This window comes from Bradyrhizobium sp. Unk1 (assembly GCF_059512345.1).
In genome coordinates, this window is the sequence record NZ_JCAMOP010000030.1 from 47,229 (window position 1) to 61,591 (window position 14,363).

General features: G+C 64.9%; 12 protein-coding genes. 3 read left to right on the forward strand and 9 right to left on the reverse strand.

Going from position 1 to position 14,363, the window contains the following annotated elements; genetic code table 11:
• Nucleotides 1-6: 6 nt before the first annotated feature.
• The 4 genes from atpD to AC5ZFO_RS32090 all read right to left on the reverse strand — a co-directional run bounded on the left by atpD (nt 7) and on the right by AC5ZFO_RS32090 (nt 4,610).
• Nucleotides 7-1,449, reverse strand: a complete 1,443-nt coding sequence (gene atpD / locus AC5ZFO_RS32075) for a F0F1 ATP synthase subunit beta (protein ID WP_282524190.1) — start codon at nt 1,447-1,449, stop codon at nt 7-9.
• Between the two features lie 54 nt (nt 1,450-1,503).
• Nucleotides 1,504-2,379, reverse strand: a complete 876-nt coding sequence (locus AC5ZFO_RS32080) for a F0F1 ATP synthase subunit gamma (protein WP_282524189.1) — start codon at nt 2,377-2,379, stop codon at nt 1,504-1,506.
• A gap of 141 nt (nt 2,380-2,520) precedes the next feature.
• Entirely contained in the window at nt 2,521-4,050 is a 1,530-nt protein-coding gene (gene atpA, locus AC5ZFO_RS32085) for a F0F1 ATP synthase subunit alpha (protein WP_282524188.1), read from the reverse strand.
• Complete coding sequence (locus AC5ZFO_RS32090) at nt 4,050-4,610, reverse strand: F0F1 ATP synthase subunit delta (protein ID WP_282524187.1); 561 nt, start codon at nt 4,608-4,610, stop codon at nt 4,050-4,052. The genes atpA and AC5ZFO_RS32090 overlap by 1 nt, the downstream gene beginning before the upstream one ends.
• Before the next feature lie 635 nt (nt 4,611-5,245).
• On the opposite strand from AC5ZFO_RS32090, the gene AC5ZFO_RS32095 reads away from it, so the two are divergent.
• Complete coding sequence (locus AC5ZFO_RS32095; protein WP_282524186.1) at nt 5,246-5,749, forward strand: septal ring lytic transglycosylase RlpA family protein; 504 nt, start codon at nt 5,246-5,248, stop codon at nt 5,747-5,749.
• Between the two features lie 284 nt (nt 5,750-6,033).
• Here the strand turns inward: AC5ZFO_RS32095 and AC5ZFO_RS32100 are convergent, their stop codons facing one another.
• Nucleotides 6,034-8,244, reverse strand: coding sequence for a primosomal protein N' (locus tag AC5ZFO_RS32100; protein WP_282524185.1), 2,211 nt, complete (start codon nt 8,242-8,244; stop codon nt 6,034-6,036).
• Nucleotides 8,245-8,367: 123 nt separating this feature from the next.
• On the opposite strand from AC5ZFO_RS32100, the gene AC5ZFO_RS32105 reads away from it, so the two are divergent.
• Nucleotides 8,368-9,333, forward strand: a complete 966-nt coding sequence (locus AC5ZFO_RS32105; protein WP_282524184.1) for a tyrosine recombinase XerC — start codon at nt 8,368-8,370, stop codon at nt 9,331-9,333.
• 88 nt (nt 9,334-9,421) lie between these two features.
• Nucleotides 9,422-10,009 carry a DUF4337 domain-containing protein gene (locus tag AC5ZFO_RS32110; RefSeq protein WP_282524183.1) on the forward strand — a complete coding sequence of 196 codons (588 nt, stop codon included), beginning with the start codon at nt 9,422-9,424 and terminating at the stop codon, nt 10,007-10,009.
• A 172-nt stretch (nt 10,010-10,181) separates the two neighbouring features.
• Here the strand turns inward: AC5ZFO_RS32110 and AC5ZFO_RS32115 are convergent, their stop codons facing one another.
• From AC5ZFO_RS32115 to odhB, 4 genes are read right to left on the reverse strand one after another with little or no spacing between them, the layout of a single operon-like run.
• Complete coding sequence (locus AC5ZFO_RS32115) at nt 10,182-10,712, reverse strand: hypothetical protein (protein ID WP_496122998.1); 531 nt, start codon at nt 10,710-10,712, stop codon at nt 10,182-10,184.
• A 33-nt stretch (nt 10,713-10,745) separates the two neighbouring features.
• On the reverse strand, nt 10,746-12,146 hold the full coding sequence (lpdA, locus tag AC5ZFO_RS32120) for a dihydrolipoyl dehydrogenase (protein WP_282524181.1): 1,401 nt from the start codon (nt 12,144-12,146) through the stop codon (nt 10,746-10,748).
• 57 nt (nt 12,147-12,203) lie between these two features.
• Nucleotides 12,204-12,965, reverse strand: coding sequence for an SDR family oxidoreductase (locus tag AC5ZFO_RS32125; protein ID WP_094183824.1), 762 nt, complete (start codon nt 12,963-12,965; stop codon nt 12,204-12,206).
• A gap of 55 nt (nt 12,966-13,020) precedes the next feature.
• Nucleotides 13,021-14,259 carry a 2-oxoglutarate dehydrogenase complex dihydrolipoyllysine-residue succinyltransferase gene (gene odhB / locus AC5ZFO_RS32130; protein ID WP_282524180.1) on the reverse strand — a complete coding sequence of 413 codons (1,239 nt, stop codon included), beginning with the start codon at nt 14,257-14,259 and terminating at the stop codon, nt 13,021-13,023.
• Nucleotides 14,260-14,363 lie beyond the last annotated feature (104 nt).

Sequence of the window (14,363 nt, forward strand, 5' to 3'; positions counted from 1 at the left end):
GCTAGCTTAGGCGGCCTCGGCCGCCAGCTTCTTGCCCTTCTCGACCGCCTCTTCGATGGTGCCGACCATGTAGAAGGCGGCTTCCGGCAGGTGGTCATACTTGCCTTCGCAGAGGCCGCGGAAGCCCTTGATGGTGTCCGCGAGGTCGACGAACTTGCCGGGCGAGCCGGTGAAGATTTCGGCGACGTGGAACGGCTGCGACAGGAAGCGCTCGATCTTGCGGGCGCGGGCCACCGTCAGCTTGTCCTCTTCCGAAAGCTCGTCCATGCCGAGAATGGCGATGATGTCCTGGAGCGACTTGTAGCGCTGCAGCACCTGCTGGACCTGACGCGCAGTGTCGTAGTGCTCCTGACCGACGACGAGCGGCGAGAGCATGCGCGAGGTCGAGTCGAGCGGATCAACCGCCGGGTAGATGCCCTTTTCCGAGATCGCGCGGTTCAACACCGTGGTCGCGTCCAAATGCGCGAACGAGGTCGCGGGCGCCGGGTCGGTCAAGTCGTCGGCCGGAACGTAGATGGCCTGCACCGAGGTGATCGAGCCCTTCTGCGTGGTGGTGATGCGCTCCTGGAGCGCGCCCATGTCGGTGGCGAGCGTCGGCTGATAACCCACCGCCGAAGGAATACGGCCGAGCAGCGCCGACACTTCCGAGCCTGCCTGGGTGAAGCGGAAGATGTTGTCGACGAAGAACAGCACGTCCTGGCCCTGGTCGCGGAAGTGCTCGGCGACGGTGAGACCGGTGAGGCCGACGCGGGCGCGCGCGCCCGGCGGCTCGTTCATCTGGCCGAACACCAGCGCGCACTTGGACTTCACGCTCGGATCCGGATTGTGCGGATCGGCGTTGACCTTGGACTCGATGAACTCGTGATAGAGGTCGTTGCCTTCGCGGGTGCGCTCGCCGACGCCGGCGAACACGGAGTAACCACCGTGCGCCTTCGCGACGTTGTTGATGAGCTCCTGAATCAGCACGGTCTTGCCGACGCCGGCGCCGCCGAACAGGCCGATCTTGCCGCCCTTCGCATACGGAGCAAGAAGATCGACGACCTTGATGCCGGTGACGAGAATTTCGGCTTCGGTCGACTGGTCGGTGTAGGTCGGCGCTTCCTGGTGGATGGCGCGCAAGCCTTCGGACTTGATCGGACCGGCTTCGTCGATCGGCTCGCCGATCACGTTCATGATGCGGCCGAGCGTACCGTCGCCCACCGGAACCGCGATCGGCTGGCCGGTGTCGGTCACTTCCTGGCCGCGCACCAGACCTTCGGTCACGTCCATCGCGATCGTGCGCACGGTGGACTCACCGAGATGCTGCGCAACTTCCAGCACGAGGCGGATGTTGCCGTTCCGGGTTTCCAGCGAATTGAGAATGGCGGGCAGGTGACCCTCGAACTGCACGTCGACGACGGCGCCCATGACCTGGGTAACGCGACCGACCTGCTTAGCTGCTGTAGCCATGAATAGCTCTCCTTCGAAATTCTGGACTTGAACGACCGTCGTTTGGTTCGTGCGTCAGACCGCCTCGGCGCCGGAGATGATCTCGATCAGCTCCTTGGTGATCTGGGCTTGACGGGTTCGGTTGTAGATCTGGGTTTGCTTGCGAATCATTTCACCCGCGTTGCGGGTGGCGTTGTCCATCGAGCTCATCTGCGCGCCATAGAACGACGCGTTGTTTTCCAGCAGCGCGCGGAAGATCTGCACCGCGACATTGCGCGGCAACAGGCGGGGAAGGAGCTCGTCCTCCTCCGGCTCGTATTCGTAGGACGTCGTCGGCGCGTTCGCCGCCTTTTCCTCGACGACCAGCGGGATGATCTGCTGCGCGGTCGGGATCTGGGCGATCACCGACTTGAACTGCGCGTAGAACAGCGTGCAGACGTCGAACTCACCGTTGTCGAAACGGGCCAGCACCTTCTTGGCGATGTCCTCGGCGTTGACAAAGCCGAGCTGGCGAACGCTGCGCAGGTCGAGATGCTCGACGATCTGCTTGTCGAACAGACGGCGGAGCTGCTCGTAGCCCTTGCGGCCGACGCAGAAGAATTTGACTTCCTTGCCCTGCGCGATCAGCGCCTGGGCGCGCTCGCGGGCGAGGCGCACGATCGAGGAGTTGAAAGCGCCGGACAGGCCGCGCTCGCCGGTGCAGACCAGCAGTAGGTGGACCTGGTCCCTGCCGGTGCCGGCCAGCAACCCGGGCGCGCCGGGCGAACCCGCGGCAGCGCTGGCGATGTTGGAGATCACCGCGCTCATCTTGTCGGCGTAGGGCCGCGCCGCCTCGGCCGCTTGCTGGGCACGGCGCAATCTCGACGCCGCGACCATCTGCATCGCCTTGGTGATCTTCTGCGTCGCCTTGGTGGAGGCGATGCGGACGCGCATGTCTTTAAGTGACGCCATTCTTCGTCCCCGACGATCCGACCCTTTGGCCTGATCGCAAACCTATCCAGTCGTCATGCCCGGGCTCGTCCCGGGCATCCACGTGGTACCTCACACGCCGATAGACGTGGATGGCCGGGACGAGCCCGGCCATGACGGCACTTACGCGAAGCTCTTCGCGAAGCCTTCGACCACCGACTTCAGCTTGGCGGCGCTGTCGTCGGAGAGATCGCGGCTGTCGCGGATCGCGTTGAGGATCTCGGCGTTCTTGCCGCGCAGCAGTGACAGCAGACCGTCCTCGAACGCGCGCACCTTGTTGAGCGGGAGCGGATCGAGATAGCCGTTGGTGCCGGCCCAGATCACGCAGACCTGCTCTTCCATCTTCAGCGGCGCGAACTGCGGCTGCTTCAGCAGCTCGGTCAGGCGCGAACCGCGGTTGAGCAGGCGCTGGGTCGAGGCATCGAGATCGGAGCCGAACTGCGCGAACGCCGCCATTTCGCGGTACTGCGCGAGCTCGCCCTTGATCTTGCCGGCGACCTTCTTGGTGGCCTTGGTCTGCGCGGACGAACCGACGCGCGACACCGACAGACCGACGTTCACCGCGGGGCGGATCCCCTGGAAGAACAGGTCGGTTTCCAGGAAGATCTGGCCGTCGGTGATCGAGATGACGTTTGTCGGAATGTAGGCCGACACGTCGTTGGCCTGGGTTTCGATGACCGGCAGCGCCGTCAGCGAGCCCGAGCCCTGGTCCTTGTTCAGCTTCGCCGCGCGCTCGAGCAGGCGGGAGTGCAGATAGAACACGTCGCCCGGATAGGCTTCGCGGCCCGGCGGGCGGCGCAGCAGCAGCGACATCTGGCGGTAAGCGACGGCCTGTTTGGACAGATCGTCATAGATGATGACCGCGTGCATGCCGTTGTCGCGGAAGTACTCGCCCATGGTGCAGCCGGTGAACGGCGCGATGTACTGCATCGGCGCCGGGTCCGAGGCGGTGGCGGCGACGATGATCGAGTATTCGAGCGCGCCCTGCTCTTCCAGCACCTTCACGAACTGGGCGACGGTCGAACGCTTCTGGCCGATCGCGACGTAGACGCAATACAGCTTGATGTTCTCGTCCGGCTGCGCGTTGAGCGGCTTCTGATTCAGGATGGTGTCGAGCGCGATCGCGGTCTTGCCGGTCTGACGGTCGCCGATGATCAGCTCGCGCTGGCCACGGCCAATCGGGATCAGGGCGTCGATCGCCTTGAGGCCGGTCGCCATCGGCTCGCTCACCGACTTGCGCGGAATGATGCCGGGCGCCTTGACGTCGACGCGCATGCGCTTGTCGGCCTGAATCGGGCCCTTGCCGTCGATCGGGTTGCCGAGCGCGTCGACGACGCGGCCGAGCAGGCCCTTGCCGACCGGCGCGTCCACGATGGCGCGGGTGCGCTTGACGGTCTGGCCTTCCTTGATCTCGCGGTCGGCGCCGAAAATAACGATACCGACGTTGTCGGTCTCGAGGTTCAGCGCCATGCCGCGGGTGCCGTTCTCGAACTCGACCATTTCACCGGCCTGGACGTTGTCCAGACCGTAGACGCGGGCAATACCGTCGCCGACGGACAGCACCTGTCCGACTTCGGAGACTTCAGCTTCCTGGCCGAAATTCTTGATCTGGTCCTTGAGGATCGCGGAAATTTCCGCGGCGCGGATGTCCATCAGCCTGCCTCTTTCATCGCGTGCTTGATCGAATTGAGTTTGGTGCGAAGCGAACTATCGATCATGCGGCTGCCGAGCTTGACGACGAGGCCACCGATGATCGAGGGATCGACATTCACGTTGAGCGCGACGTCCTTGCCGGTCACCGACTTCAGGGCAACCTTGAGGGCGTCGAGATTCTTGTCCGAAAGCGCTTCCGCCACGGTGACGTCGGCCGTCACCTCGCCCTTGAGCCTGGCGACGAGGGCGCGATAGGCACGAATGACGTCGGCCACCGCGAACAGGCGGCGGTTGGCGGTCAGGACTTTCAGGAAATTGGCGGAGATGCCAGCGATGCCCGCCTTGTCCAGCACGGCCGAGAGGGCCCTGGATTGAGTATCGGCCGCGAACACCGGGCTGCGGACGAGGCGCTTCAGATCGGCGCTTTCGTTCAGCAACCCCTCGAATTTGTCGAGATCGGCTTTGACCTCGTCGACCACATTCTGGTCGCGGGCCAGTTCAAACAAGGCCGTTGCATAACGGCCCGACACACCGGAAACGGACGTATCTTCTGCAGCCACAGACGCGCTCTTTTTGCTGTCAAACTCGCAAGGGAAAAACCGTCGCCACAAAGCGGCGCCAAGCGATCCAAGCCCTTGGAATTCAAGCGGGACTTCGATTTTCGGCCGACACGGGAGGTGCCGGGTCCGTTAAAATCGCGGCTTTGCTAACATAGCAGGCGCGCACGTGCAACATGACGCCAAATTAAAGGCACGACCTTCTGTCGCCAGTTCGTCGCAGCCGACGGCGCCGCGATAGCGGCCTGCCACGTCGCGGAATGACGCGCCGCCTCGGCGGCATCTCGACCTTTCGTTCCTGCCCTCAGCGCATAGCGGCCATGAACACGGCTCGCTGAGGCGTGAGTTCGACGTGACGAGCGGCCTCCCCTGAATACTTTCCTAATTCTAAACACGAAGTATAATGACCTCGTTTTACAGTATTAATGAGTAATAAGATAGTTAAAGAATTGTTAAAGCGAAAGACTCCAGAACATTGGCTGCAACATTGATGCCAATCACAGAATATTTCATGACGACACAGAACGGATTTACTGCCTAATTCACGCCTCATTAGGAATCGAAACGCGATCCCGCTCACAAACTTACGGGGGCTGAACTTGCCACATATGTGGCAATACTAGATTAGGGACCACTAAATGCTGTCTTTGAAAACGCTGGGCTCCGTGACCCGGCCGCGCACGGCGATCGCTTTCGTTGCCGCCACTCTCCTCGTCGGGGGAACCGCCACCGAAGCTTCCGCCAAATCCCGGCATCACCAACGGCACCATCATCACCGCCACCACGCCCTGAACGATGCCAACACGACCTCCGATTGGCGCAACGCCAACGCGTCGATGACGCCGTCGTCGGGCACGGGTCGCAGCTTCTCCGGCATGGCCTCCTATTATGGCAACGAGTCCGGCAGCCGGACTGCGTCGGGCCAGCGCTTCAACCAGAACGCCATGACCGCAGCACACCGTTCGCTGCCGTTCGGCACCAAGCTGCGCGTCACCCATGGCGGCTCGAGCGTCATCGTCACCATCAATGACCGTGGCCCGTTCATTCGCGGCCGTGTTCTCGACCTCTCCACGGGCGCTGCCCGTGCCATCGGCCTCACCGGCGCCGGTGTCGGCCGCGTCACCGCGGAAGTGGTCTCGTAAGGCGCGACCAGCGCCTCACCGCACAAGCGCAGTTCCCGTCAGCGTCCGCATGGACCTGTGAGCGGCGGGATCAGCGCAGGTGAAGCAAGCCCGCTGTCTTGGGGGACAGCGGGCTTTTTGCTGCCCCGTCATTGCGAGCGCAGCGAAGCAATCCAGAATCTTTCCTCGGATAGACTCTGGATTGCTTCGTCGCTTTGCTCCTCGCAATGACGTGGATGGAGGGTACGCTGTGTTCCCTCCCCCCTTGCGGGGGAGGGAGCGCAGGGTGCCTTGTGGCACCAGCCTTACAAGAAGCTCTGCGGATCGACGTCGACTTCGAGCTTTTGATTGCCCTTCGGCTTCGGACACACCGCCAGCCAGTTCCGCAAATAGTCCGACAGATCAAACCCGCGCGCCGATTTCACCAGGATGCGGAAACGGTAGCGGCCCTTGATCACGGCGAGCGGGGCCTCCGCCGGTCCCAGCACCACGACGCGCTCGTCGCGCGGTGCGAGCGCAACGAGGCGGCGGCCCAAACCTTCGGCACTCGGACGGTCGCCCGCCGAAATGATCAGGCTCGCGAGCCGGCCGAACGGCGGATAGAGCGTGCGCTCGCGAAGATCGATCTCGCTGTCGTAGAAGGCCTCGCGGTCGCAGGCGATCAGCGCCTTCATCACGGGATGATCGGGCTGATGGGTCTGGAGATAGCCGACGCCGCGGCCCTGCTCGCGCCCGGCACGGCCGATCACCTGGTTGAGCAGCTGCCAGGTGCGTTCCGACGCGCGCGGATCGCCGTTGGACAGGCCCAGATCCGCATCGACCACGCCGACGAGATTGAGCCGCGGAAAGTTGTGGCCCTTGGCGACGAGCTGCGTGCCGATGATGATGTCGACGCGGCCCTCCGCGATCTCGGCGAGTTCGGAGCGCATCGTCTCGATCGAGGTGATGAGATCGCTCGACAGCACCATGGTGCGCGCCTCGGGGAACAGCGCGGCCGCCTCCTCCTGCAAGCGCTCGACGCCCGGCCCGACCGCGACCAGCGATTCCTCCGCCGCGCAGTGCGGGCAGGTCTGCGGGCGCGGCATCGAGAAGCCGCAATGGTGGCAGACGAGGCGCTGGCGAAAGCGGTGATCGACCAGCCAGGCATCGCAGATGGTGCAGGCGAAGCGATGGCCGCAAGCACGGCACAGCGTCAGCGGCGCATAGCCGCGGCGATTGAGGAACAGCAGCGCCTGCTCGCGCTTTTCAATCGCTTTTCTGATCTCGGAAGCCAGCCGCGGCGAGATGAAGCGGCCGCGCGCCGGCGGCTCGCGGCGCATGTCGATCGCCTCGATATGCGGCATGTGCTGGCCGCCGAAGCGCGAGGGCAGCGCGATGCGCTGATAGCGGTTCTTGCGCGCATTGACCTCGGACTCGACCGACGGCGTGGCGGAGGCCAGCACGATCGGGATCTTTGCGATATGCGCGCGCACCACCGCCATGTCGCGGGCATGATAATGCACGCCCTCGTCCTGCTTGTAGGCCTGGTCGTGCTCTTCATCGACCACGATGAGGCCGAGATTGGCGTAGGGCAGAAACAGCGCCGAGCGCGCGCCGACCACGACCGGCGCACTGCCTTCGGAGATCGCCGCCCAGTTGCGTGCGCGGGTGCGCGGCGTCAGCTCGGAGTGCCATTCCAGCGGCCGCACGCCAAAGCGCTGCGCGAAGCGGTCGAGGAACTGGCCAGTGAGCGCGATCTCCGGCATCAGGATCAGAGTCTGCTTGCCGCGGCGGATGGTCTCTGCAATCGCCTCGAAATAGACCTCGGTTTTGCCCGAGCCGGTGACGCCGTCGAGCAGCGCAACGTGAAAGGTGCCGTTGGCGGCGAGCGCGCGCATTGCATCCACCCCGGCGCGCTGGAGCGGTGAAAAATCCGGCTGGCCAAAATCCGGATCCGGTGCCGGCGGCGGCGGAGGCGGCGGCATCGGCTCAACCGTGAGCGTGCCTTCGTCGACGAGGCCGTCGATCACGCCGGCCGAGACCCCTGCTTCCTTCGCCGCCTCGGACTTGCCGTGCAGCAGCCGATCCGACAGCAGCTCGATCACGCGCTGCCGCGCCGGCGTCAGCCGCCGCGGCGGATCGCCGACCAGGCGCACGCCGGCGCGCACCCGCTCCGGGCCGAGATTCTCGCCCATGCGCAGGCACATCCGCAGCACCATGCCGCGCGGGCTCAACGTGTAATTGGCGACCCAGTCGACGACCGAGCGCAGCTCAGGCTTCAGCGGAGGAAGATCGAGCTTTTCGCTGACCTCCTTGAGCCGGTTGTGCAGGCGCGGGTCGGGATTGGCGTTCTCCGCCCAGACCACGGCCAGCACCTCGCGCGGGCCGAGCGGCACGCCGACGAGATCGCCCGCCTTCAGCTCCATCCCGCGCGGCACCTTGTAGGAATAGGTCTGGTCGAGCGCGACCGGCACCAGCACGTCGACCATGCGGGTCGCGTTGGCGGGGGTGGTCGTGCTGCGCGACGAATGATCCATCAAAGGTCTTTGGAGGGAGAATCGGAACCTTGGGGCCTTGAAGCTAACGCCCCCGGGCGGCCTTAGCTAAGAGTAAACGAGTGTGATGCGATATACTGAGTGGAATCACCACGTCCAGAGCGCATGAGCAAAGCGGCCGTACCCCAAATCGAGCTCGCCAGCGCCGATCCTGACATCGCGCAGGAGATGACGCGCTGGCTGTCGCATCTCGGCGCCGAGCGGCGGCTGTCGCCGAAGACGCTGGAGGCCTATGGCCGCGACTTGCGGCAATGCCTGGATTTCCTTTGCAATCATTGGGGCGAGCGCGTGACGCTGGCGCGCTTTGCCGCGCTGGAAGCCACCGACGTCCGCGCCTTCATGGCGATGCGCCGCGCCGACGACATCGCCGGCCGCTCGCTGATGCGCGCGCTGGCGGGCCTGCGCTCGTTCGGCCGTTTCCTCGAACGCGAAGGCAAGGGCAAGGTCGGCGCCTTGTCGGCGATCCGCGCGCCGAAAGTCGCAAAAAGCCTGCCGAAGCCGCTGCCGATGGCGTCGGCCAAACGCCTTGCCGACGCCGACGAGCGCGCCGGCGAGGAACGCGAGACCTGGGTTCTGGCCCGCGACGCCGCGGTGATGGCGCTCTTGTATGGCTCGGGCCTGCGCATCTCCGAAGCGCTGGGGTTGAAGCGCCGCGAGGTGCCGCGTCCCGGCGAGGGCGACGTGCTGATCGTGACAGGCAAAGGCAACAAGACCCGCATGGTGCCGGTGCTCCAGAACGTGCTCGCGCTCGTGCAGGAATACGTTGCGATGTGCCCCTATGCGCTGCCGGCGGACGGCCCGATCTTCCTCGGCGCGCGCGGCGGTCCCTTGAGCCCGCGCATCATCCAGCTCGCGATGGAGCGGCTGCGCGGCGCGCTCGGCCTGCCCGACAGCGCCACGCCGCATGCGCTGCGGCACTCCTTCGCCACGCATCTGCTCTCGCGTGGCGGCGATCTGCGCGCGATCCAGGAATTGCTCGGCCATTCCTCGCTCTCGACCACCCAGATCTACACCGGCATCGATTCGGAGCGGCTGCTCGAAGTGTATGCGAGCGCGCATCCGCGGCGGTGAAGCTGACATGAAGCTGTCATAGCGCGCGTGCCTCTTGCGCGGCGCCCGCGGTTCGGTCAATCGTTGGGAACCACAGCAGGAGGGGTTTATGAGCGCACATGAAAGCATGGAGCATGCCGAGCACGCCGAGCACGCGTCCGGCTCGAACAAGAAGATTGCCCTCCTGATCGCCGTGCTGGCTCTGTTCCTGGCGATCTCCGAGACGCTCGGCAAGGGCGCCCAGACCGAATCGATCAGCAAGAACGTCGAGTCCGCCAATCTCTGGGCGTTCTTCCAGGCCAAGACCATCCGCCGCACCGTGGTGCTGACCGCATCCGAGCAGGGCAAGCTCACGCTCGCCGCCGCCGACGAGGCTCAGAAGCCGGCGGTGCAGAAGCAGGTCGACGACTGGACCAAGACCGCGCAGCGCTACCGCTCCGAGCCCGAGACCGGCGAAGGCACCGAGCAGCTTGCCGAGAAGGCCAAGCACGCCGAGCACGAGCGCGACGAGGCGACCGCGAAATATCATCATTTCGAGCTGGCCTCCGCCGCCTTCCAGATCGGCATCGTGCTGGCCTCGGCCACCATCATCACCGGCATCATCGCGCTCGCTTATGTCGGCGGCATCCTGACGCTGGCCGGCCTCCTCATGACCGCGCTCGGCCTGTGGTGGCCGCATCTGGTGCATCTGCATTGAGGGGCTGATGCGGGGCGCATAAGGCCAACAACATCGACGGTGTCATGCCCCGCGAAAGCGGGGCATCCAGTACGCCGCAGCTTCTCCGTATTCGATTGACGTCTCTGGAATACTGGATCGCCCGGTCAAGCCGGGCGATGACACCAAGTATGCGGCGCCGTCACCACCGCGTTCAGCGCGCCTGGTGCACGCTCTTGCGAAAGCGCTGGATCAGGCGGAGCGTGCGGGCGGACCAGCCCTCGCCGTTGCCGGCGATCAGCTCGCGGATGCGGTGCTTGATCGGGTCGACCAGCTCGGCGGCCCTGGCGCGCAGCTTCATCACGAGATCGTAGAGCCGCTCGAACCAGTGCATCTCCATCAGCTTGTCGCGCGTCACGTCGAACACGAACGCAGTGACGCCGACGCCGAGCAGCTTTGCGAACAGAAACGTGGATACGCCGGTCAGCCAGTATTCATGCGTGAGCAGATACAGGCCGATCAGCTTGAGCGGAAACAGCGGGATGATCGGCACCGCGAACACGATCAGCGTCATGGCCGGCGGCAGCGCATCGACGCGCTCCGTCAACCATTGCTTGAAACGTGCGAGCGGGATGGCTGCGACAACCCGCGCGACGATCGGCTCGAGATGGTCCCACAGCCAAGCTTCGATCAGGAAGATGATCGCCAGCAGGACCCAGACCGGTTGAAGTAGGCGGCGCAGCATGTGTTTCCCGCCCGATTCGGCTAGGCGCGTCGCCTACATATGGATGGCCCGCTTGCCCACCGCAAGCGCGGCTTCCTTGATGGCCTCCGAGCGGGTCGGATGCGCGTGGCAGGTGCGCGCGAGATCTTCCGCGCTGCCGCCAAACTCCATGAGAACGCAGGCTTCATGGATCATTTCGCCGGCTTCGATGCCGATAATGTGCACGCCGAGCACGCGATCGGTCTTCGCATCTGCGAGAATCTTCACGAAGCCGTCGGTGGTCTGGTTGACCTTGGAGCGGCCGTTGGCGGTAAAGGGAAACTTCCCGACGGTATACGCCTGACCGGCCTGCTTCAGCTCCTCCTCGGTCTTGCCGACGGAGGATACTTCCGGTGTGGTATACACGACGCCTGGGATAACGTCGTAGTTCACGTGGCCGGCCTGCCCTGCGATGATCTCCGCAACGGCTACGCCTTCATCCTCGGCCTTGTGCGCGAGCATCGGGCCCGCGACGACGTCGCCGATGGCATAGACGCCCTTCACGCTGGTGGCGAAATGCGGATCGATCTGCACGCGGCCGCGATTGTCCAGCGCCACGCCAGCTTCCTTCAGGCCGAGCCCATCCGTGTACGGCACGCGGCCGATGCAGACGAGAACGACGTCGGCTTCCAGTGTCTCCGCGGCTCCGCCGGCCGCGGGCTCGATGGTTGCCTTCAGCGACTTACCGGAAGTGTCGACGGCCGTGACCTTGGCGCCAAGCTTGAACGCAAAGCCCTGCTTTTCAAGGATGCGCTGGAATTGCTTGGCGATTTCGCCGTCCATGCCGGGCAGGATGCGATCGAGGAATTCGACGACGACGACTTCAGCGCCGAGCCGCTTCCACACCGAGCCGAGCTCGAGGCCGATCACGCCGGCGCCGACGATCAAGAGCTTGCCGGGGACCTTGTCCAGCGACAGCGCGCCGGTCGACGACACGATGCGCTTCTCGTCGATCTCGATGCCCTTGAGGCGCGCGATGTCGGAGCCGGTCGCAATCACGATGCTCTTCGTGTCGACCACCTGCGATTTGCCATCGGCGGACACTTCGACCTTGCCGGTGCCCAAAATCTTGCCGGTGCCCTTGAGCACGTCGATCTTGTTCTTCTTCATCAGGAACTCGACGCCCTTGACGTTGCCGTCGATGCCCTGCTGCTTGAAGTTCATCATCGCTGGAAGCTCGAGCTTCGGCGCGGAAACGGAAACACCCATCTTGGCGAAGGAGTGCCCGGCTTCCTCGAACATTTCGGACGCGTGCAGCAGCGCCTTCGACGGCATGCAGCCGACATTGAGACAGGTGCCGCCGAGCGTGGCGTTCTTTTCGACCACGGCGACCTTCATGCCGAGCTGGCTTGCGCGCACCGCGCAGACATAACCGCCCGGTCCGGTGCCGATGACGACGAGATCGTAGGTAGCCATGAGAGAAAGTCCCGTGAGTTTAGCGTGATGGGGATGTGTCAGCGTCCGCGCGGCGCGTCAGCGTCCACCGGACACATCGAGAATGGCCGAGGTGACATAGGAGGCTTCGTCCGACATCAGCCAGACGATGGCATTGGCGATTTCGTCGGCGGTACCGACGCGCTTCATCGGCACCATATGGGCCAGACGATGGGCGCGGTCGGGCTCGCCTCCGGCGGCGTGGATTTCGGTGTCGATCAGGCCTGGGCGGATGCCCGCGACACGAATGCCTTCGCCTGCGACCTCATAGCCGAGGCCGACGGTGAAGGAATCGATCGCGCCCTTGGACGCCGCGTAGTCGACATAGGTATTCGGCGCACCAAGTCTGGCAGCGACTGATGACAGATTGACGATGACGCCGCCCTGGCCGCCGTGCTTGGTCGACATCCGCTTCACCGCTTCGCGCGCGCAGAGGATCGAGCCGGTGACGTTGACCGCCATCACGCGCCGGATGCGCTCCGCCGACATCTCGTCGACGCGCACGCCACTCTGGCCGACGATGCCGCCATTGTTGACGAGCGCACCGAGCGTGCCGAACTTGTCGGCAGCCTTGAACAGCTCGATGATGTCGCTTTCCTCGGCGACATCGCATTTCACCGCGATGGCCTTGCCGTTGCTGGCGGCGATCTGCGCGACGACCTCGTCGGCGGCGGTCTTGTTGCTGGCATAGCCGACCACGACGCGAAAGCCGCGCGCGGCTGCCGCGATCGCGGTCGCCCGCCCGATGCCGCGGCTGCCGCCGGTGATGACAACGACTTTATCGGTCACGCGCGCCTCCATGGTTCGAGACGCGCCGTCGCACGATAAGGCGACGGCGCTCGCAGAGCTTTAGGGATCAGAGATCGAGCACCAGGCGCGCCGGATCTTCCAGGCTCTCCTTGACGCGGACCAGGAAGGTGACGGCTTCCTTGCCGTCGATGACGCGGTGATCGTAGGACAGCGCCAGATACATCATCGGGCGCACCTCGATCTTGCCGGCGACGACCATCGGCCGCTCCTGGATCTTGTGCATGCCGAGGATGCCGGACTGCGGCGCGTTCAGGATCGGGGTCGACATCAGCGAGCCGTAGATGCCGCCATTGGTGATGGTGAAGGTGCCGCCCTGCATCTCGTCGATCTTGAGCTGGCCGTCACGGGCGCGGCGGCCGAAATCGGCGATGCCCTTCTCGATGTCGGCGATCGACTTGTTGTCGCAGTCGCGCACCACGGGCACGACGAGGCCCTTGTCGGTGCCGACGGCGACGCCGATGTGGTAGTAGTTCTTGTAGATCAGATCGGTGCCGTCGATCTCGGCGTTGACCGCCGGGATATCCTTCAGCGCCTGCACGACGGCCTTGGTGAAGAAGCCCATGAAGCCGAGCTTCGAGCCGTGCTTCTTCTCGAACGCATCCTTGTAGTGGGCGCGCAGTGCCATGACGTTGGTCATGTCGACCTCGTTGAAGGTCGTCAGCATGGCCGCGGTGTTCTGCACGTCCTTGAGGCGGCGCGCGATGGTCTGGCGCAGGCGGGTCATCTTGACGCGCTCTTCGCGGGCGGCGTCATCGGCCGGCGACGGCGCGCGGACCTGGACGGCGGCGGCGGGCTGGTTGACCGGGGTCGGCGCCGAGGCCGCACGCTCGATCGCGGCGAGCATGTCGCCCTTGGTGACGCGACCGTCCTTGCCGGAGCCCGGAACGGTCGAAGCGTCGATGCCGGTCTCGGCCGACAGCTTTCGCACGGACGGGGCCAGCGGGGCGTCAGCCGGCGCCGCCTTCGCAGCAGCGGGAGCCGGCGCGGGAGCAGCTGCGGCCGGAGCGGCGGCGGGCTTCGCGGGAGCAGCAGCGGGCTTCGCAGCACCGGCACCATCCGTGATCTGGCCGAGCAGCGCGCCCACAGCAACGGTCGCGCCATCGGCGGCAACGATCTCGCTCAGCGTGCCGGCGGAGGGCGCCGGGACCTCGATGGTGACCTTGTCGGTCTCGAGCTCCACCAAGGGCTCGTCGACGGCGACGGGATCGCCGGCCTTCTTGAACCAGCGGCCGATGGTGGCCTCGGTGACGGATTCGCCGAGCGTCGGCACACGAATTTCAGTCATGGTCTTTTCCTTAAGGGATCGCCGGTGCGGTCAAAAATTCGGTCGTCATCGGCCTGCGAAAGGCAAGCCATCCAGCAAGCCGGACGTTCGTACTCTGCACGGAC